This is a genomic window from Pseudomonas sp. TCU-HL1 (genome assembly GCF_001708505.1).
Lineage (GTDB): Bacteria > Pseudomonadota > Gammaproteobacteria > Pseudomonadales > Pseudomonadaceae > Metapseudomonas.
In genome coordinates, this window is sequence record NZ_CP015992.1 from 5,899,952 (window position 1) to 5,918,814 (window position 18,863).

An 18,863-nucleotide genomic window follows, 5' to 3' on the forward strand; every position below is an offset into this window, starting at 1 on the left:
ATGCGCGACACAAGGCGCCGGCACCTGATGTCGATGCCATAATGCGCTTCATCGACCGGCGCACAGTGACAGCATGACAGCCTCCCCCACACCCCACCGCCCACGCTGGCGCAGCCTGGTGCTACTGGCGCTGCTGCTGGCGCCACTGCTCTGGCCACTGCAGTATTTCAGCGAGCGCTATTACAGCGAGTCCCTGTCCGAGCAGAACCGCCAGACCCTCGACCTCTACGTCGCCAACCTCCTGGGCACGCTGCACCGCTACGAAGTCTTGCCGCCCATCCTCGCGGACCTGCCGCCCCTGCGCGAGCTGCTGGCGGCTCCCGGCAACCCGGAACTGCAAACAGAAGCCAACCGGGTGCTGGCCGAAGTCCGCCAGGACACCGGCGCCGATGTGATCTACCTGATGAGTCCGGCCGGGCTGACCCTGAGTTCCTCGAACTGGGACCAGCCCGACAGTTTCGTCGGCCGCAATTTCACCTTCCGCCCCTACTTCCGCGAAGCCCTGTCCGGCAAGCAGGGACGCTTTTTCGGCCTGGGCACGACCTCGCGCAAGCGCGGCTATTTCTTCGCCAGCCCAGTGCGCAGCGGCGCACAGATCGTCGGCATCCTCGTGGTGAAGGTGGATCTGGACGATGCCGAAACCCTTTGGGGAAAAACCCCTGAACAGTTGATGGTGACTGACGCCAATGGCGTCGTGATCATCTCGTCACGCAGTGACTGGCGCTTCCACGCAACACGACCACTGGACAACGCCGAGCGCGCCGCCATCGTCGCCAACCAGCCCTATCCGACGCAGTCGCCGCCGCCCCTGAAGCTGGACGAAGATGCCTGGCTCATCCAGAGCCGCGAACTGCGCGAGACCGGCCTGACCGCCAGCATCCTGGCCCCCCGCCAACTGATCGACCGCCAAGTCTCCACCACCATGGCCATCGGCGGCGCCACCCTGCTGGCCCTGCTGCTGCTGCTCGGCCTGATGATGCAACGCCGTCGCCACTACCTCGACCGCATTGCCCTCGATGCCCGTGCGCGCCGCGAACTGGAGATGCGCGTGCTGGAACGGACCCACGATCTGGAAACCCTGAACAGCCGGTTGAAGGACGAAGTCCTGGAGCGCGAACAGGCCCAGCAGGAACTGGTGCGCGCGCAGGACGAATTGGTACAGGCGAGCAAGCTGTCCGCCCTGGGCACCATGTCGGCGAGCATCAGCCACGAACTGAACCAGCCCCTCGCGGCGATTCGCAGCTATGCCGACAATGCGGGCGTGCTGCTGGATCACCAGCGCATCGACGACGCCCGCGGCAACCTGCAGCAAATCAGCGAGCTGACCGGGCGCATGGCCTCCATCATTGCCCACCTGCGCGCGTTTGCCCGCCGCGACCGGCACGCACCGGAAAGCGTGGCCCTGCAACCGGCCCTGGATGATGCGCTGGCCCTGTTGGCCAAGCGCCGCCGGGCCATGGATGTCGAGCTGATTCGTGACCTGCCGGATGCACCGCTCTGGGTACAGGCCGGCGAAACCCGCCTGCGCCAGGTGCTCGGCAACCTGCTCGCCAATGCCCTCGACGCCCTGGCGGAAAAGCCCCACCCACGGCGGATCTGGTTGAGCACCGAAACCACCAGCGATGGTGTCGACCTGCACCTGCGCGACAACGGCCCTGGCTTCTCCGCGGATGCCCTGCGCCACGCCCGCGAACCCTTCTTCACCACCAAGACCAGCGCCCAGGGCCTTGGCCTGGGCCTGGCCATCTGCGATAGCCTGATGCGCGCCCTGGGCGGTGAGCTGATTCTCGCCAACCACCCTGAAGGCGGCGCCCTGCTGACCTTGCGCATGCGCAACGCCGCCCCTGGCGTCATCCCACAGCCCCCCGAGGACCTCTCTGCATGACCATCGCTCTTGATGCCCGTACCCAGGTGCTGCTGATCGACGACGACCCGCACCTGCGCCAGGCCCTCAGCCAGACCCTCGACCTGGCGGGCCTCAAGGTGCAGGCCCTGGGCGACGCCCAGGGTGTAGCCGGGAAGATCGACAAGGACTGGCCCGGCGTGGTGGTCACCGACATTCGCATGCCAGGCATCGACGGCCTGGAACTGCTTCGCCAACTGCGTGAACGCGACCCCGATCTGCCCGTACTGCTGATCACCGGCCACGGCGATGTCCCCCTGGCCGTCCAGGCCATGCGTGCCGGCGCCTACGACTTCCTTGAGAAGCCCTTCCCCAGCGACCAGTTGCTGGACAGCGTGCATCGCGCCCTTGGCCTGCGCCGCCTCGTGCTGGAGAACCGCAGCCTGCGCCTGGCGCTCTCCGACCGCCAACAACTCAGCGGGCGCCTGGTCGGCCAGTCGCCCGCCATGCAGCGCCTACGTGACCAGATTGGCGCCCTGGCGGCCACCCATGCCGACGTGCTCATCCTGGGCGAAACCGGCGCGGGCAAAGAAGTGGTGGCCCGTGCACTGCACGACCTGTCGGCACGCCGCGATGGCCCCTTCGTTGCCATCAACGCCGGCGCCCTGGCCGAGTCGGTGGTGGAAAGCGAGCTGTTCGGCCATGAACAAGGCGCCTTTACCGGTGCGCAGAAACGCCGCATCGGCAAGTTCGAATTCGCCAATGGCGGCACCGTGTTCCTCGACGAGATCGAGAGCATGAGCCTGGATGTCCAGGTCAAACTACTGCGCATGCTGCAGGAGCGGGTGGTGGAACGCCTTGGCGCCAACCAACTGATACCGCTGGATATCCGAGTCATTGCCGCCACCAAGGAAGACTTGCGCCTGGCTGCGGACCAGGGTCGTTTCCGCGCCGACCTGTATTACCGCCTGAACGTCGCCAGCCTGCGCATCCCGCCGCTGCGCGAACGCGGTGAGGATGCCCTGGTGCTGTTCCAGCACTTCGCCGATGCCGCCAGCAGTCGCCATGGCATGGCCCCGCGCAGCCTCGACAGCAGCCAGCGTGCCCTGCTCCTGACCCATGGCTGGCCGGGCAACGTGCGTGAACTGCAGAACGCCGCGGAGCGTTTCGCCCTGGGCCTGGATCTGGCCCTGGACAACACGCCGGTGGACCTGCCGAAGGTGGAAGGCGGCCTCAGTGAACAGGTTGAAGCCTTCGAGCGAGCGCTGATCGCAGCCGAGCTGACCCGACCGCACAGCTCGCTGCGCAGCGTGGCCGAGGCCCTGGGGCTGCCACGCAAGACCCTTTCGGACAAGCTGCGCAAACACCACCTCAGCTTCAGTGGCGGAAATCCCGCAGATGAGCAGGACTGATCGGCAAGAATCCGCTCACCCTCCCCGCAGGCGATGCGCGTAAAGGCCCGCACCAGAGCGGTTGCCCCTCGATGGCACAAGGCTTGCCCGTCGAAGGGCAAGCCCTGCCTCGCGCAGGGCCAGGAGGCCAGGCCCGCCTAGCGCCCAGCCTCTCCCCACGCCGGCCAAAAGCCAGCTAACGGGTTCTCCCATGATCGCCTTCGGACCCCGTCCCGAGGCACCACCTGGTTACCCGCCGGGTGTCCGAACGAGCCCGGCCACGTGCCGGGCTTTTTCATGCCCGGAAGCCTCGGCGAGTCGGCGAGCCCGACCTAGGGGCGCTCGTGCAGGAAGCGCTCGAGGTCCACCGGATGGTCCGGCTCAACACCCAGCCGCTGGCGCAGGTCGGCGTAGACGCGCTCGAAATCGGCACGCAACTCGGGCATGCGTGCCAGTCCTGATCGAAAACCGTATCTGCGCAAGCGCAGGCCAGCACTTTGCAGGAAGTTGTAGGCCACATCGCGGTGAAGGGAAAAGCGCTCGTGTACGGGCTCTCCGCCGATCTGTCCATTCAACTCGAAGTTCACGAGCTGACCCTGTTCGCGGTTCTCAGTTTCGTAGTCCAGTGCCCGTTCATATCCCGAGCTTCGCCCGATGGGAGATTGCTTGATGGCAATTTTCCCTGGCTTGAACATGATATTTCCTACCTATTTGTTAAGACATTTCCTACTTAAAAACTCACTCGTTTATCGCCAAATGGGCGGACATCCATTTGTAATTTCCTACACCGAATATGGTGGTCAGACTTCAGAGTTTCGACGGCATAGTTGCAACTTGAACGCCCGTGAAAACCGACTAGTTTGTATTAGGCGCTGCCTGGGACGGCTTGCCAAATCCTCTAACTTGCTCCCTTCGGGTGGCGATCTGCAGTAATCCCTCCCCCTCTGACGATAAGGAAATTGTCTGCATGACTCATTAGCCAGCTATTGATCTGGATCAGAACGCAGTCACAAGACCACGCGCTCAATACGCACAGTTCCTACTCCAGATGGAGGTGCACGATGTCTGAATCTTCCGACAAACTTCGACTAGGTGCCCTGGTCGCCCTGGTCGTCGGCTCAATGGTGGGCGGGGGTATTTTCTCGCTACCGCAGAACATGGCTGCCAGTGCTGACGTCGGCGCCATTCTCATTGGCTGGGGCATAACCGCGGTGGGCATGCTCACCCTGGCATTCGTCTTCCAGACCCTGGCCAACCGCAAGCCGGACCTCGACGGCGGGGTGTACGCCTACGCCAAGGCCGGGTTTGGCGACTACATGGGCTTTTCCTCGGCCTGGGGCTACTGGATCAGTGCCTGGCTGGGCAACGTCGGCTACTTCGTCCTGCTGTTCAGCACCCTCGGTTACTTCTTCCCGATCTTCGGCGAAGGCAACACCCTCGCGGCCATCATCGGTGCCTCCATCGTCCTCTGGGCCGTGCACTTCCTGGTGCTGCGCGGGATCAAGGAAGCCGCCTTCATCAACCTGGTGACCACCGTCGCCAAAGTAGTACCGCTGTTCCTGTTCATCCTCATCTGCCTGTTCGCCTTCAAGCTGGACATCTTCACCGCCGACATCTGGGGTTCGAAGAACATTGAACTGGGCAGCGTGATGAACCAGGTGCGCAACATGATGCTGGTCACCGTCTGGGTGTTCATCGGCATCGAAGGCGCAAGCATCTTCTCCGCACGGGCCGAGAAGCGCAGCGACGTGGGCAAGGCCACGGTGCTGGGTTTCATCATCGTGCTGCTGTTCCTGGTACTGGTTAACGTGCTGTCGCTCGGCATCATGACCCAGCCGGAACTGGCCAAGCTGCAGAACCCGTCCATGGCGGCGGTGCTCGAGCATGTGGTCGGCCACTGGGGCGCCGTGCTGATCAGCGTCGGCCTGGTCATCTCCCTGGTCGGTGCCCTGCTCTCCTGGGTGCTGCTCTGCGCCGAGATTCTCTTCGCCGCAGCCAAGGACCACACCATGCCGGCATTCATCCGCAAGGAGAACGCCAATCAGGTCCCGGCCAACGCCCTGTGGCTGACCAACGCCATGGTGCAGATCTTCCTGATCATCACGCTGTTCAGCGCCAGCACCTACCTGTCGCTAATCTACCTGGCGACGTCCATGATCCTGGTGCCTTACCTGTGGTCCGCTGCCTACGCGGTGCTGCTGCCCCTGCGCGGCGAGACTTACGAGCAGGACGCCAAGGACCGCAGCAAAGACCTGACGATCGCCGTCATCGCGCTGATCTATGCCGTCTGGCTGCTTTATGCCGGTGGTGTGAAGTACCTGCTGCTCTCCGCCCTGCTCTATGCACCCGGCGTGATTCTGTTCGCCAAGGCCAAACGGGAAGTTGGCCAACCGGTGTTCACCCATGTCGAGAAGCTGATCTTCGCCGCCGTGGTCATCGGCGCGCTCGTAGCGGCCTACGGGCTCTACGACGGCTTCCTGACCCTGTAACTCGTAAGGAGACCTACCATGTCCAAAGTCAAACTCGGCGTTCACTCGGAAGCCGGCAAACTGCATAAGGTAATGGTCTGCTCGCCGGGGCTCGCACACATGCGCCTGACCCCCAACAACTGCGACGAGCTGCTGTTCGATGACGTGATCTGGGTGAACCAGGCCAAGCGCGACCACTTCGACTTCGTCACCAAGATGCGCGAGCGCGGCATCGATGTCCTCGAAATGCACAACCTGCTCACCGACATCGTGCAGAACAAGGAAGCCCTGAAGTGGATCCTCGACCGCAAGATCACCGCTGACCAGGTGGGCGTCGGCCTGGTCAACGAAGTGCGTTCCTGGATCGAAAGCCTGGAACCGCGCAGGATCGCCGAGTTCCTCATCGGTGGCGTCGCCGGCTCCGACCTGCCAGACAGCGAAGACGTCAGCGCCATCAAGATGTACCGCGACTACCTCGGCCACTCCAGCTTCATCCTGCCGCCGCTGCCCAACACCCAGTTCACCCGTGACACCACCTGCTGGATCTACGGCGGCGTGACCCTCAACCCGATGTACTGGCCGGCCCGCCGCCAGGAAACCCTGCTGGCTACCGCCATCTACAAGTTCCACCCGATCTTCACCGAAGCCGAGTTCGAAGTCTGGTACGGCGACCCCGACAAGGATCACGCCATGTCCACCCTCGAAGGGGGCGACGTGATGCCCATCGGCAATGGCGTGGTCCTGATCGGCATGGGCGAGCGGACCTCCCGCCAGGCCATTGGCCAACTGGCCCAGTCCCTGTTCAGCAAGGGCGCGGCACAGAAAATCGTCGTCGCCGGCCTGCCCAAGTCCCGTGCGGCCATGCACCTGGACACCGTGTTCACCTTCTGCGACCGCGACCTGGTCACCGTCTTCCCGGAAGTGGTCAAGGAAATCGTGCCCTTCGTACTGCGTCCGGATGAAAGCCGCCCCTACGGCATCGACATCCGCCGCGAAGAGAAAGACTTTCTCTCGGTGGTCGCCGAATCCCTCAACCTCAAGCAACTGCGCGTGGTGCAAACCGGCGGCGACGCCTTCGAAGCCGAACGCGAGCAGTGGGACGACGGCAACAACGTGGTCTGCCTGGAGCCGGGCGTGGTGGTTGGCTACGACCGCAACACCTACACCAACACCCTGCTGCGCAAGGCCGGCGTCGAGGTGGTCACCATCAGCGCCAGCGAACTGGGCCGCGGCCGTGGCGGCGGTCACTGCATGACCTGCCCGATCCTGCGCGACCCGATCGATTACTGAGTTGATATCCCCCGGCGACTCCCAACCCGGAGCCGCCCGCCCCGCCAGCCACAAGCTGTTCTGACGGGGCCAGGTTTCAAGCTGCCCACAAGGAGAGAGAATCATGGCCTTCAACATGCACAACCGTAACCTGCTCAGCCTGATGCACCACAGCACCCGCGAGCTGCGTTACCTGCTCGACCTGTCCCGCGACCTGAAACGCGCCAAATACACCGGTACCGAGCAACAGCACCTCAAAGGCAACAACATTGCACTGATCTTCGAGAAAACCTCCACCCGCACCCGCTGCGCCTTTGAAGTGGCCGCCTATGACCAGGGCGCCAACGTCACCTACATCGACCCGAACTCTTCGCAGATCGGCCACAAGGAGAGCATGAAGGACACCGCCCGCGTGCTCGGCCGCATGTACGACGCCATCGAGTACCGCGGTTTCAAGCAGGAAATCGTCGAAGAACTCGCCAAGCACGCCGGCGTGCCGGTGTTCAACGGCCTGACCGACGAATACCACCCGACCCAGATGCTGGCCGACGTGCTGACCATGCGCGAGCACAGCGACAAGCCGCTGCACGACATCAGCTATGCCTACCTGGGTGACGCACGCAACAACATGGGCAACTCCCTGCTGCTGATCGGCGCCAAACTCGGCATGGACGTGCGTATCGCCGCGCCGAAGGCCCTGTGGCCGAGCGACGAGCACGTGGCCGCCTGCAAGAAATTCGCCGAGGAAAGCGGTGCACGAATCTTGCTGACCGAAGACCCGAAGGAAGCCGTCAAGGGCGTGGACTTCATCCATACCGACGTCTGGGTCTCCATGGGCGAGCCGGTGGAAGCCTGGGGCGAGCGCATCAAGGAACTGCTGCCCTACCAGGTCAACCTCGACATGATGAAAGCCGCTGGCAACCCGCGCGTGAAGTTCATGCACTGCCTGCCGGCCTTCCACAACAGCGAAACCAAGGTCGGCAAGCAGATCGCCGAGCAGTACCCGAACCTGAAGAACGGCATTGAAGTCACCGAAGACGTCTTCGAGTCCCCGTACAACATCGCCTTCGAGCAAGCGGAAAACCGCATGCACACCATCAAGGCGATCCTCGTTTCGACCCTCGCCGACATGTAATGCCGGACCGCCCCGGACCGCAGCGACATCGCCGGTCCGGGGCGCGCTCCCACTCTCAGGAGGAACTGAATATGCGTATCGTCGTCGCATTGGGCGGCAACGCCCTGCTGCGTCGTGGCGAGCCCATGACTGCCGACAACCAGCGCGCCAACGTGAAGATTGCCGCCGAGCAGATTGCCAAGGTGGCGCCGGGTAACGAACTGGTGATCGCCCACGGCAACGGCCCGCAAGTGGGTCTGCTCGCCCTGCAGGGCGCGGCCTATGACAAGGTCGCCCCCTACCCGCTGGACGTTCTCGGCGCCGAGACCGAAGGCATGATCGGCTACATGATCGAACAGGAAATGGGCAACCTGCTGCCGTTCGAAGTGCCGTTCGCCACCATCCTCACACAGGTCGAAGTCGACGCCAGGGACCCGGCCTTCCAGAACCCGACCAAGCCGATCGGCCCGGTCTACTCCAGAGAAGAGGCCGAAGCCCTGGCCAAGGAAAAGGGCTGGAGCATCGCGCCCGACGGCGACAAGTTCCGCCGCGTGGTCGCCAGCCCACGTCCGAAGCGCATCTTCGAGATTCGCCCGGTCAAATGGCTGCTGGAGAAAGGCACCATCGTCATCTGCGCGGGCGGCGGCGGCATTCCGACCATGTATGACGAATCAGGCAAGAAACTCTCCGGCGTCGAAGCGGTGATCGATAAAGACCTCTGCTCCTCGCTGCTGGCCGAAGAACTCAGCGCCGACGTCCTGATCATCGCCACAGACGTCGATGCCGCCTACATCGACTGGGGCAAGCCGACCCAGAAGGCCATCGCCCAGGCCCACCCGAACGAACTGGAACGCCTCGGCTTCGCCGCCGGCTCCATGGGGCCGAAGGTCCAGGCGGCGATGGAATTCGCGCGCAACACCGGCAAGGACGCGGTGATCGGCTCCCTGGAAAACATCGTGGCAATCACCGAAGGCAAATCCGGTACCCGCGTCACCACCCGGAAGGCCGGCATCGAGTACCGCTGATCTGCCGGCACGACTGTGGGAGCGATTTCAATCGCGAATGAATTCGCTCCCACACCCTTTCCTGTCCCCCGTCCGCAATCTCCCGCCGAATGACCATCGGCGTGACTTGATAGTCATGCCCCGCGTCAGGTAGACATCCCGATACATTCGAGCTGCCACCTGGCTCATGCCACCTGGCCCGTGACGCTTGACCCCGCATATTGCCGCCCCCACGCGCGGCGCCCCGCGGCCAAGCCCACCCGCCGGCATGAGATGGTCTTTTTGAGGAGTTTCCGAAAGATGTCCCGACTTCCAGTGATTGTGGGTTTTGGCGGCTACAACGCAGCTGGGCGAAGCTCGTTCCACCACGGCTTCCGCCGCATTGTGATCGAAACCCTGGACGCCCAGGCCCGCCAGGAAACCCTGGCCGGCCTCGCCGTGATGATGAAGCTGGTGACCGTGACCGACGGCCAGTACCTCGATGCCGACGGCAAGGTCCTGACACTGGCCGAGATCGAGGCCCGCTTCGCCGCCGAAATCCTCGACTCCACCCTGGTGCGCCGCATTGGCAAACAGCACCTGGACGTAGACGCCGCTCATTGGCAGAAAAGCCTCACCGCCCAGGCCGGCGACAGCCAGTCCCTCAGCTTCACCACCTCGCGCAAGCAACTGCCGGAGCCGCTGCCGGCCAACTGGGCGGTGGAAGCCCTGGATAACGGCGAAGTGCGCGTCGCCATCCATGGCAGCTGCGACTTCAAAGTGGACAGCTACCGCGAGCTACCGGTGAAGTCCGCCGGCCAGCTACCCACCGGTTTCGAGCCAGGCGAGCTGTACAACTCGCGCTTCCACCCACGCGGCCTGCAGATGTCGGTGGTCGCCGCCACCGATGCCATCCGCTCCATCGGCCTGCCGTGGAAGGACATCGTCAATCACGTGCAGCCCGATGAAATCGCCGTGTTTTCCGGCAGCATCATGAGCCAGCTCGACGAAAACGGTTTCGGCGGCCTGATGCAATCGCGCCTGAAGGGCAGCCGCGTGAGCGCCAAGCAGCTGCCGCTGGGCCTGAATACCATGCCCGCCGACTTCATCAACGCCTATGTGCTGGGCAGCGTCGGCACCACCGGCAGCGTCACCGGCGCCTGCGCCACCTTCCTCTACAACCTGCAGAAGGCCATCGAACTCATCACCACCGGTCGCGCCCGTGTGGCCCTGGTGGGCAACGCCGAAGCGCCGATCAACCAGGAATGCATCGACGGCTACGGCGCCATGGGCGCCCTGGCCACCGAAGAAGGCCTGCGCCAGGTCGGCGGCCGCGAGGACGTCGACTTCCGCCGCGCCAGCCGCCCGTTCGGCGAGAACTGCGGCTTCACCCTGGCCGAATCCAGCCAGTACGTGGTGCTGATGGATGACGAACTGGCCCTGGAACTGGGTGCCGATATTCACGGCGCGGTGACCGACGTGTTCATCAATGCCGATGGTTTCAAGAAATCCATCTCCGCCCCCGGCCCGGGCAACTACCTGACCCTGGCCAAGGCCGTTGCTGCCGCCACCCAGCTGATTGGCCCGAATGGCGTGCGTGAGCGCAGCTTCGTCCATGCCCACGGCTCCAGCACCCCGGCCAACCGCGTCACCGAGTCCGAGCTGCTGGACCGCGTTGCCGGCGCCTTCGGCATCGAGCAATGGCCGGTCGCGGCCGTGAAGGCCTATCTGGGCCATTCCCTGGCCACGGCCAGTGGCGACCAGGTGATCGCCGCGCTGGGCACCTTCAAGTACGGCATCCTGCCAGGCATCAAAACCATCGACCGGGTAGCTGACGACGTGCACCGCCAGCACCTGTCCATCGAAACCCGTGACCGCGTCCTGGGCGAGCGCCAGCTGGACGTCTGCTTCATCAACTCCAAGGGCTTCGGCGGCAATAACGCCACCGGGGTGATCATCTCCCCGCGCCTGGCCGAGAAGATGCTGAAGAAACGCCACGGTGAAACCGCCTTTGCCGCTTACGCGGCCAAGCGCGAGCAGACCCGCGCCAACGCTGAGGAATACGACCGCCGAGCGCGCCTGGGCGAACTCGACATCATCTACAACTTCGGCAACGACCTGATCGACGAGCAGCAGATCGAACTGAGCCCCGAGGGCATCCAGGTGCCAGGCTTCGCCCAGACGCTGCGCTACAAGAAGGACGAGCGCTTCGCCGACATGCTCGACTGAAGCGATTTCCGTAGGATGGGTAGAGCCTGCGAAACCCATCGATCACGGTGATGGGTTTCGCTTCGCTCTACGCGATCCTACGAGTGTCGTATGAAGCGACAAGCATGAAAAAGGGCCCCTCGGGGCCCTTTCTCGTTTTCTCCATGCTCAGTCCAGCGCGCGTGCCAGCTGGATCAGCTCCGCCCGCCATTCGGCGGCCACCGGCAGCGCCAGGAAGGACGGATTGAGGAAGTCTTCGCGCGCTTCGTAGGTCAGCGCCTCCCCCGCCAGGTTCAGCACTTCGCCGCCGGCGCCCTCGAGCACGCCCTGGGCCGCAGCGGTGTCCCACTGGCTGGTAGGCGCCAGCCGCGGGTAGCAGTCCGCCGAACCCTCGGCCAGCAGGCAGAACTTCAGCGAGCTGCCGATACTGGCCAGTTGCAGATCACCGAAACGTTCGCACAGTCCGGCCAGCAGACGTTCCTGCGCCGGGCTCGAATGGCGTTTGCTGGCGACCACGGTGAAAGCTTCGTCCGGCGCGATGCGTACAGCGATTTCGTCGGCTTCGAACTCCTCATCCTGACTCCAGGCGCCCAGGCCGGCGCCGCCGTAGTAGCAGCGTCCGGTGACCGGCATGCCGACTACACCGAATACCACCCGGCCGCCTTCTATCAGCGCCACGTTGACGGTGAACTCCTCACTGCCGGAGATGAACTCCTTGGTGCCATCCAGCGGGTCCACCAGCCACCAGCGCTGCCAGCGGGCGCGCTCGGCCAGGGGAATGTCCGCGGCTTCCTCGGAAAGCACCGGAATGCCCGCATCCAGCGCTGCCAGGCCAGCGACCAGGACCTTGTGCGCCGCCAGATCGGCGGCGGTGACGGGAGAGGCATCGGCTTTCTCGGTGATTTCCAGCTCACTGCGCCAGTGGGGCAGGATGACCTCGCCAGCTTGGCGCACCAGATCGATCACGGCAGGAATCAGGGGATGGTTCATGGCTGGTACTCACCACGCTGGGTCAGGATGTCACGGGTCAGATAGAGCGCCGCCAGGGCGCGACCTTCACTGAACTGCTGATGCTGCGCGAGGCTGGACAGCTCGCGCAGGCTGATGCGGTCCACCCGCAGCGGCTCGGGCTCATCCCCCGGCAGGCTTTCCTCGAAGAGATCACGGGCCAGGACCACCTGGATTTTCTGGCTCATGTAGCCGGGCGACAAGGACAGCTCCGTCAGGTACTCCAGTTGGCGCGCACCGAATCCCGCTTCTTCCTTGAGCTCGCGATTGGCGGCGGCGAGCACATCTTCGCCCGGCTCTATCAGCCCCTTGGGCAGGGACAGTTGGTAGTCGTCCGTACCGGCGCAGTATTCCTCCACCAGCAGTACGTGCTCCGCGTCAGCCATGGCCACCACCATCACCGCGCCGTAGCCGGAGCCCTTGCCCACCAAGCGTTCGTAGGTGCGTTCGACGCCATTGGCGAAGCGCAATTGCAGCTCCTCGACACGGAACAGACGGCTACTGGCGACTATCTCGCGAGCAAGCACCGTGGGCTTCTGACGCATAACGGACTCCTTGGCATGACCGGCGGGTTATCATACTCCGCCTTCGCCCATTGTCCCCGCTGGAGATTGCTCGCCCGCGACGACCAGCGACGCAATGGCGACAGCCCCTCCCTTCGGAAACGACCGACACCGCCATGCCCCAGATGCCCTGGAACGAGATCGACACCGTGCTGCTCGACATGGACGGCACACTGCTCGACCTGCACTTCGACAACCATTTCTGGATGGAATACCTGCCCCAGCGCTACGCCGAGCACCACGGCATCAGCCGCGAACTGGCCGACGCCGAACTGCTACCGCTGTTCCGCGACAACGCCGGGCAACTGAACTGGTACTGCACGGACTTCTGGAGCCGCGAGCTGCGCCTGTCGATCCGCGACCTCAAGCGCGAGGTCGCGCACCTGATCGCCCTGCGCCCGGATGCCGACCACTTCCTCGCCGCCCTGCGCAGTGCCGGCAAGCGCGTGGCGCTGATCACCAACGCCCATCGCGACTCACTGTCGCTGAAGATGGAACGGGTACACCTCGCGCCCTGGTTCGACCGCCTGATCAGTTCCCACGACTATGGTTTTCCCAAGGAAGACCAGCAGTTCTGGCAGGCACTGCAAGAGGAGTTCGGCTTCGACCCGGCACGCAGCCTGTTCATCGACGACAGCCTGCCGATCCTGCGTAGCGCGCGGCAATACGGCATCGCCCAACTCCTGGCAGTGCGCGAACCGGACAGCCGCAAGGGCCCGAAGGACACCGAGGAGTTCGCGGCGGTGGACAGCTACCGCGATCTGAGCCAGGGACTCTGAGACTTCCCGTGGAGGAGCCGGTATGGACATCAAGCAACTGAAGTTTCTCATCGCGCTGGAGGAGACCCGCCACTTCGGCCAGGCCGCCACGCGCTGCCACGTCACCCAGCCGACGCTGTCCATGCGCCTGCGCAGCCTGGAAGAAGAGCTGGGGCTTGAGTTGGTGATCCGCGGCCAGCGCTTCGAGGGCTTCACCGACGCTGGGCTGCGCGTGCTGGCCTGGGCGCGTACGCTGCTGGCGGCCCACGACGGGCTCTACGCCGAAGCGGCCGCGTGCCGTGGTCAGTTGGTGGGTACCCTGCGCCTGGGCATGGTGCCCCTGGCCGGCTTCGACCCGATGCGCCTGGTAGAGGCGTTCTCGGGCCCGCACCCCAGCCTGCGCTTCCAGCTATTTTCCATGAGCTCCGAACAGATTCTCGAAGGCCTGGCGCGCAATCAGCTGGACCTCGGCCTGTCCTACCTGGACCGCCTGGACCGCGAGCACTTCGAAAGCCTGGAACTGGCGCAGACCCGCATGGGCCTGCTGCATGATCGCCGCCACTTCAGCTTCGACACCCCTGCGCTGCCCTGGGAAAGCCTGGTGAATCTGCCGCTGGGCCTGCTCTTCGGCGGCATGCACTTTCGACAGTCCATCGACCACGGTTTCCGCAGCCGCGGCCTCTCACCCCAGCCACGCCTGGAAACCGACGCCGTGCATCAACTGCTGCAGGCCGTCAGCGCCGGCTTGTGCTGCGCCATCATGCCGCTGGACAGCGGCCTGGACGATTTCACCGAGCACCTGGCGCTAATCCCCATCGAAGACGCCCGCACCCTTGCGCCGCTCGGCCTGATCCTGCGCCGCGGTGCGCCCCGCTCTGCGCTGGCCGATGCCTGTTTCTCCGAGGCGCGGACCTTGCTGGGCCTCGGTTCGGCGCCTTGATAAACGCGCTCGATCACTGAATCGGGAATAGCGATTAGACGCCCGTGGCAGACGGGCCTAGGATGGCTGAGTCATTCCGTCGCAGGGGGCATATCCATGCCGAACCCAGACGCCAAGCGCCACCTCACCGCTGTGGATAACTCACCCGAACCAACCGGCTACCAATATGCCGAGCTGGACGCTAATGCGCGCGTAAACGATGCTGCGCTGGCCGAAGAATGCGCTTTGGCGATTTCCTACAACGGCGTCAGCTATGCCGTCATGATGGTGTCTCCCAGTGCACTGGAAGACTTCGTCGCCGGATTCAGCCTGAGCAGTGCAGTCGTGCAGTCCATCGACGACATCTATGACATTCAGGTCGAAGGCGAAGGCATTGCCCTGCATGCCGAAGTGGACATCGGCAACCGCGCGTTCTGGTCCCTCAAGGAGCAGCGCCGCAACCTGGCCGGCACGACCGGCTGCGGCCTTTGCGGCGTGGAAGCGCTGGAACAGGCGTTGCCCGAACTGCGCTCCCTGACGCCGTCGCCACTGCCACCCGCCGAGCATTTCTTCGACCTGCGCCAGCGCATCAACGAGGCCCAGGAACTGGCCCGCCGCAGTGGCGCCCTGCACGCGGCCCTGTTCGTCGATGCCACAGGCGAGTTGCGCCTGTGCCGCGAAGACATTGGCCGCCACAACGCCCTGGACAAACTGATCGGCGCCCTGCTGCGCCAAGGACTGGACCCACGCGAAGGCTTCGCCGTGGTCACCAGCCGCTGCAGCCTGGAACTTATCCACAAGGCGGTGCGCGCCGGCCTGTCCACCCTGGTCAGCCTCTCCGCCCCCACCACCCTGACGGTGGAATGGGCGCGCCGGCACCATCTCAACCTTATCCACCTGCCCCACCACAGCGCCCCACGGGTCTACAGCCCGGCGCCGCAACCGAAAGCCCCTACCGAATGAGCCTGCAACCCGTAAACCCCCGCTACAAACCCTACAAGGGCGCCGCAGCCGGCTGGGGTGCGCTGAAAAGCGTCACCCGCTTCTGGCTGGACAGCAAACAGCCGTTCAAGAACCTCCGGGCGCTGCTGAAGACCAACCAGAGCGGCGGCTTCGACTGCCCCGGCTGCGCCTGGGGCGATTCCCCGGAAGACGGCCGCATCAAGTTCTGCGAGAACGGCGCCAAGGCAGTCAATTGGGAAGCCACCAAGCGCCGGGTGGATGCCGCATTCTTTGCCCGCTACAGCGTCAGCCAGCTGCGCGAACAGAGCGACTACTGGCTCGAGTACCAGGGCCGCCTGACCCAGCCCATGCGCTACGACCGCCAGACCGACCACTACGTGCCGGTTAGCTGGGACCACGCCTTCGCTCTTGTCGCCCGCCACCTGCGCAATCTGGAAAGCCCGCACCAGGCAGAGTTCTACACCTCCGGCCGCGCCAGCAACGAGGCGGCCTACCTCTACCAACTGTTCGTCCGTGCTTTCGGCACCAACAACTTCCCCGACTGCTCGAACATGTGCCACGAAGCCAGCGGCGTGGCCCTGAGCCAGAGCGTCGGGGTCGGCAAGGGCAGCGTGACCTTCCACGACTTCGAACAGGCCGACGCCATCTTCGTGCTCGGCCAGAACCCCGGCACCAACCACCCACGCATGCTCGAACCGCTGCGCGAAGCGGTAAAACGCGGCGCTCAGGTGGTCTGTTTCAACCCGCTGAAGGAACGCGGACTGGAGCGTTTCCAGCATCCGCAGCACGCGCTGGAGATGCTCGGCAACGGCTCGCGCCCGCTGAACACTGCCTTCTTCCGCCCGGCGTTGGGTGGCGACATGGCTGCCATTCGCGGTATCGCCAAGTTTCTCCTGCAATGGGAACGCGAGGCCCAGGCGAAGGGCGACGCGCCGGTGTTCGACCACGCCTTCATCGCTGAGCACACCGATGGCGTCGACGCCTACCTGGCTGAAGTGGACGCCACGCCCTGGGCGCAGATCGAGCAGCAGTCGGGACTCGCCCTGGACGAGATCGAAATCTGCGCCCGCATCTATCGCGACGCAGGCAACGTCATCATCTGCTGGGCCATGGGAATCACCCAGCACCGCCACTCGGTGCCCACCATCCAGGAAATCGTCAACCTGCAACTGCTGCGCGGCAACGTTGGCCGCCCCGGCGCCGGGCTGTGCCCGGTGCGTGGCCACAGCAACGTGCAAGGCGACCGCACCATGGGCATCAACGACCGGCCGCCGGCTGCCTTGCTGGATACACTGGAGCAGCGCTTCGGCTTCAAGGTCCCGCGGGAGAACGGCCACAACACCGTCGAAGCGATCAACGCCATGCTCGATGGCGAGGCCAAGGTGTTCATCGGCCTTGGCGGCAACTTCGCCCAGGCCACCCCGGACAGCCAGCGCACCCATGCAGCCTTGCAGCGCTGCGATCTGACGGTACAAATCAGCACCAAGCTCAACCGCAGCCACCTGACCGTTGGCCAGGACGCGCTGATCCTGCCGTGCCTCGGCCGCACCGATATCGATCGCCAGGTCGAAGGGCCCCAGGCGGTGACGGTGGAAGACTCCTTCAGCATGATCCACGCGTCCTACGGTCAACTGGAACCGTCGTCCCGCGAAATGCGCTCGGAGCCGGCCATCGTCGCGGGCATCGCCAAAGCCACCCTGGGCAATTACCCGGTGGACTGGGATGCACTGATCGGCAACTACGACCGGATTCGCGACCTGATTGCCGACACCATCCCCGGCTTCCAGGACTTCAACCGTCGCGTGCAGCATCCGGGCGGTTTCTACCTCGGCAACACCGCCAACACCCGGCAGTGGAGCACCGCGAGCGGCCGTGCCAACTTCAAGGCCGACCCGCTGCCGGCGGACCTGCTCCACGAGAAGATCCGCAGCACCGGGCAGAAGCCGCACCTGATCCTCCAGACGCTGCGCTCCCACGACCAGTACAACACCACCATCTACGGCCTGGACGACCGCTATCGCGGGGTGCGCGGCCAGCGCGAGGTGGTTTTCGCCAACGAAGCGGACATTCGCCGCCTGGGCTTCGAGCCGGGGCAGAAGGTGGACATGGTGACGTTGTGGGACGACGGCGTGGAGCGCCGGGTATCCGGCTTCAGCCTGCTGGCCTTCGACATCCCGACCGGGCAGGCCGCCGCCTATTACCCGGAAACCAACCCGCTGGTGCCGCTGGAGAGTTACGGCGAAGGCAGTTACACCCCCACCTCGAAGTTCGTAGCCATTCGCCTCGAACCCTCCAGGGACAGCGGCCGCATCCTCTGAGGAAGCGGCCCGTTGGCTCGCCTTGGTCCACCAGGGGCGCACCGCGCGCCCTGGCGGCCATTGGAAATGGCTGTCAGCAAGAAGTTATCAATTGAAGTAAGCGGAGTTTGTTTCGTGGAACTTCAATTCCAAGAAACAATTTGAAACACGGCGTGAATAGCTATATAAAGTTTCAACGCAACGGGGAACTTCCAAGGCACTCTGCCATTATCCAGACAGTGTGAAATGCAGATATTTAAAGGGCCCGAACAAAGGTCAGACAGCGCCAGAAGAAAAAAGTTCTACCCCAAAAGCAAATAATTAAAAAAACAAGAAAAGTTGGTGCTTTTCGTCGTCCGACACTTGCGTAAGTTAATTCCCACAGTAAATATCACCTCACCAAAACCAATGAGGCGACCCTCACCATGAAGTACACCTCGATCCTTCTTCTGTCTCTTGGCCTGGCCAGCGGCAGCGTCTTCGCAGGCAACAATACCGAAGCCGGTGTTGGCGGCGCGCTGGGCGGGGTCCTGGGTTCCGTGGTCGGCAACGCTGTCGGCGGCAGCACCGGTGCAGCCATCGGCGCTGGCGTGGGTGGCGCAGCAGGCGGTGCAGTAGGTGCCTCGCGCCGCAACCGTACTGAAGCCGCCATCGGCGGTGGCCTCGGCGCAGCCGGCGGTCAAGTCGTCGGCCGGCAGATGGGCGGAACCACCGGCGGCCTGATCGGCGCGGCACTGGGTGGTGGCGCCGGCGGAGCACTGGGCAATGAATACGGCGACAGGAACCGCTACGACGATGACGACTACGATGATGATCGTCGCCACTATCGCCGTGCCTACCGCGATCACCCCGGCCGTGGTCATGGCTGGGGCCACCGCAAGCACAAGCATCGCGACCACGACGATTGGGATGACTGATCAACACCGCTAACCAAAAAGCCCGCTTCAAGCGGGCTTTTTCCAGACCTGAGGCCTGGTCGAGCGACAGCTGGCCCCGTCCGATTACATAATCTGACCTGTGTCATGGGTACACCCGACAAAGCCTCGGGACCATGGACGCCCCATTCGTAACGGAGACTT

At 64.1% G+C, this 18,863-nt stretch carries 15 protein-coding genes; 12 read left to right on the plus strand and 3 right to left on the minus strand.

Translation table 11 applies throughout. The features are described 5' to 3' along the window. Positions 1-73 precede the first annotated feature (73 nt). Positions 74-1,885, plus strand: coding sequence for a sensor histidine kinase (locus tag THL1_RS26985; protein ID WP_069086108.1), 1,812 nt, complete (start codon positions 74-76; stop codon positions 1,883-1,885). Further along, entirely contained in the window at positions 1,882-3,255 is a 1,374-nt protein-coding gene (locus THL1_RS26990) for a sigma-54-dependent transcriptional regulator (RefSeq protein WP_069086109.1), read from the plus strand. The genes THL1_RS26985 and THL1_RS26990 overlap by 4 nt, the downstream gene beginning before the upstream one ends. 311 nt (positions 3,256-3,566) lie before the next feature. Here THL1_RS26990 and THL1_RS26995 read toward each other — a convergent pair whose 3' ends face one another. Further along, on the minus strand, positions 3,567-3,929 hold the full coding sequence (locus THL1_RS26995) for a DUF5064 family protein (protein ID WP_069086110.1): 363 nt from the start codon (positions 3,927-3,929) through the stop codon (positions 3,567-3,569). A gap of 366 nt (positions 3,930-4,295) precedes the next feature. Between THL1_RS26995 and arcD the strand changes: the two genes are divergently transcribed. The 5 genes from arcD to THL1_RS27020 all read left to right on the plus strand — a co-directional run bounded on the left by arcD (position 4,296) and on the right by THL1_RS27020 (position 11,297). Further along, positions 4,296-5,723, plus strand: a complete 1,428-nt coding sequence (arcD, locus tag THL1_RS27000; protein ID WP_069086111.1) for an arginine-ornithine antiporter — start codon at positions 4,296-4,298, stop codon at positions 5,721-5,723. 18 nt (positions 5,724-5,741) lie between these two features. Further along, a complete protein-coding gene (gene arcA / locus THL1_RS27005) occupies positions 5,742-6,992 on the plus strand; it encodes an arginine deiminase (protein WP_069086112.1) in 1,251 nt (416 codons plus the stop codon). A gap of 103 nt (positions 6,993-7,095) precedes the next feature. Continuing rightward, positions 7,096-8,106 (plus strand): ornithine carbamoyltransferase, encoded by a 1,011-nt coding sequence (locus tag THL1_RS27010; RefSeq protein WP_069086113.1) that lies wholly within the window; start codon positions 7,096-7,098, stop codon positions 8,104-8,106. A gap of 71 nt (positions 8,107-8,177) precedes the next feature. Continuing rightward, complete coding sequence (arcC, locus tag THL1_RS27015; protein WP_069086114.1) at positions 8,178-9,110, plus strand: carbamate kinase; 933 nt, start codon at positions 8,178-8,180, stop codon at positions 9,108-9,110. 279 nt (positions 9,111-9,389) lie between these two features. Then, the gene (locus THL1_RS27020; RefSeq protein ID WP_069086115.1) at positions 9,390-11,297 is read left to right on the plus strand and encodes a beta-ketoacyl synthase; all 1,908 of its coding nucleotides are present in this window, start codon (positions 9,390-9,392) and stop codon (positions 11,295-11,297) included. A 147-nt stretch (positions 11,298-11,444) separates the two neighbouring features. On the opposite strand, the gene cysQ is transcribed toward THL1_RS27020, so the two are convergent. Both cysQ and nudE read right to left on the minus strand, forming a co-directional pair. Then, positions 11,445-12,266: a 3'(2'),5'-bisphosphate nucleotidase CysQ gene (gene cysQ, locus THL1_RS27025; protein WP_069086116.1), complete on the minus strand. Its 822-nt coding sequence runs from the start codon at positions 12,264-12,266 to the stop codon at positions 11,445-11,447. Continuing rightward, a complete protein-coding gene (nudE, locus tag THL1_RS27030; RefSeq protein WP_069086117.1) occupies positions 12,263-12,829 on the minus strand; it encodes an ADP compounds hydrolase NudE in 567 nt (188 codons plus the stop codon). Before nudE ends, cysQ begins: the two co-directional genes overlap by 4 nt. A gap of 134 nt (positions 12,830-12,963) precedes the next feature. Between nudE and yrfG the strand changes: the two genes are divergently transcribed. The 5 genes from yrfG (at position 12,964) to THL1_RS27055 (ending at position 18,701) form a co-directional block, all read left to right on the plus strand. Continuing rightward, positions 12,964-13,626: a GMP/IMP nucleotidase gene (gene yrfG, locus THL1_RS27035; protein ID WP_069086118.1), complete on the plus strand. Its 663-nt coding sequence runs from the start codon at positions 12,964-12,966 to the stop codon at positions 13,624-13,626. Positions 13,627-13,648: 22 nt separating this feature from the next. Beyond that, positions 13,649-14,545, plus strand: coding sequence for a LysR family transcriptional regulator (locus tag THL1_RS27040; RefSeq protein ID WP_069086119.1), 897 nt, complete (start codon positions 13,649-13,651; stop codon positions 14,543-14,545). Between the two features lie 96 nt (positions 14,546-14,641). Continuing rightward, positions 14,642-15,487: a formate dehydrogenase accessory sulfurtransferase FdhD gene (fdhD, locus tag THL1_RS27045; protein ID WP_083246024.1), complete on the plus strand. Its 846-nt coding sequence runs from the start codon at positions 14,642-14,644 to the stop codon at positions 15,485-15,487. Next, positions 15,484-17,805, plus strand: a complete 2,322-nt coding sequence (locus THL1_RS27050; RefSeq protein WP_069086120.1) for an FdhF/YdeP family oxidoreductase — start codon at positions 15,484-15,486, stop codon at positions 17,803-17,805. The genes fdhD and THL1_RS27050 overlap by 4 nt, the downstream gene beginning before the upstream one ends. 404 nt (positions 17,806-18,209) lie before the next feature. Beyond that, a complete protein-coding gene (locus THL1_RS27055; RefSeq protein ID WP_069086121.1) occupies positions 18,210-18,701 on the plus strand; it encodes a hypothetical protein in 492 nt (163 codons plus the stop codon). Positions 18,702-18,863: the final 162 nt, after the last annotated feature.

What these genes read in the sequence shown, in the direction of transcription:
- THL1_RS26985 (WP_069086108.1), top strand. Translation starts at nt 74, where the DNA reads ATGACAGCCTCCCCCACACCCCACCGCCCACGCTGGCGCAGCCTGGTG.
- THL1_RS26990 (WP_069086109.1), top strand. Translation starts at nt 1,882, where the DNA reads ATGACCATCGCTCTTGATGCCCGTACCCAGGTGCTGCTGATCGACGAC.
- THL1_RS26995 (WP_069086110.1), bottom strand. Translation starts at nt 3,929, where the DNA reads ATGTTCAAGCCAGGGAAAATTGCCATCAAGCAATCTCCCATCGGGCGA.
- arcD (WP_069086111.1), top strand. Translation starts at nt 4,296, where the DNA reads ATGTCTGAATCTTCCGACAAACTTCGACTAGGTGCCCTGGTCGCCCTG.
- arcA (WP_069086112.1), top strand. Translation starts at nt 5,742, where the DNA reads ATGTCCAAAGTCAAACTCGGCGTTCACTCGGAAGCCGGCAAACTGCAT.
- THL1_RS27010 (WP_069086113.1), top strand. Translation starts at nt 7,096, where the DNA reads ATGGCCTTCAACATGCACAACCGTAACCTGCTCAGCCTGATGCACCAC.
- arcC (WP_069086114.1), top strand. Translation starts at nt 8,178, where the DNA reads ATGCGTATCGTCGTCGCATTGGGCGGCAACGCCCTGCTGCGTCGTGGC.
- THL1_RS27020 (WP_069086115.1), top strand. Translation starts at nt 9,390, where the DNA reads ATGTCCCGACTTCCAGTGATTGTGGGTTTTGGCGGCTACAACGCAGCT.
- cysQ (WP_069086116.1), bottom strand. Translation starts at nt 12,266, where the DNA reads ATGAACCATCCCCTGATTCCTGCCGTGATCGATCTGGTGCGCCAAGCT.
- nudE (WP_069086117.1), bottom strand. Translation starts at nt 12,829, where the DNA reads ATGCGTCAGAAGCCCACGGTGCTTGCTCGCGAGATAGTCGCCAGTAGC.
- yrfG (WP_069086118.1), top strand. Translation starts at nt 12,964, where the DNA reads ATGCCCCAGATGCCCTGGAACGAGATCGACACCGTGCTGCTCGACATG.
- THL1_RS27040 (WP_069086119.1), top strand. Translation starts at nt 13,649, where the DNA reads ATGGACATCAAGCAACTGAAGTTTCTCATCGCGCTGGAGGAGACCCGC.
- fdhD (WP_083246024.1), top strand. Translation starts at nt 14,642, where the DNA reads ATGCCGAACCCAGACGCCAAGCGCCACCTCACCGCTGTGGATAACTCA.
- THL1_RS27050 (WP_069086120.1), top strand. Translation starts at nt 15,484, where the DNA reads ATGAGCCTGCAACCCGTAAACCCCCGCTACAAACCCTACAAGGGCGCC.
- THL1_RS27055 (WP_069086121.1), top strand. Translation starts at nt 18,210, where the DNA reads ATGAAGTACACCTCGATCCTTCTTCTGTCTCTTGGCCTGGCCAGCGGC.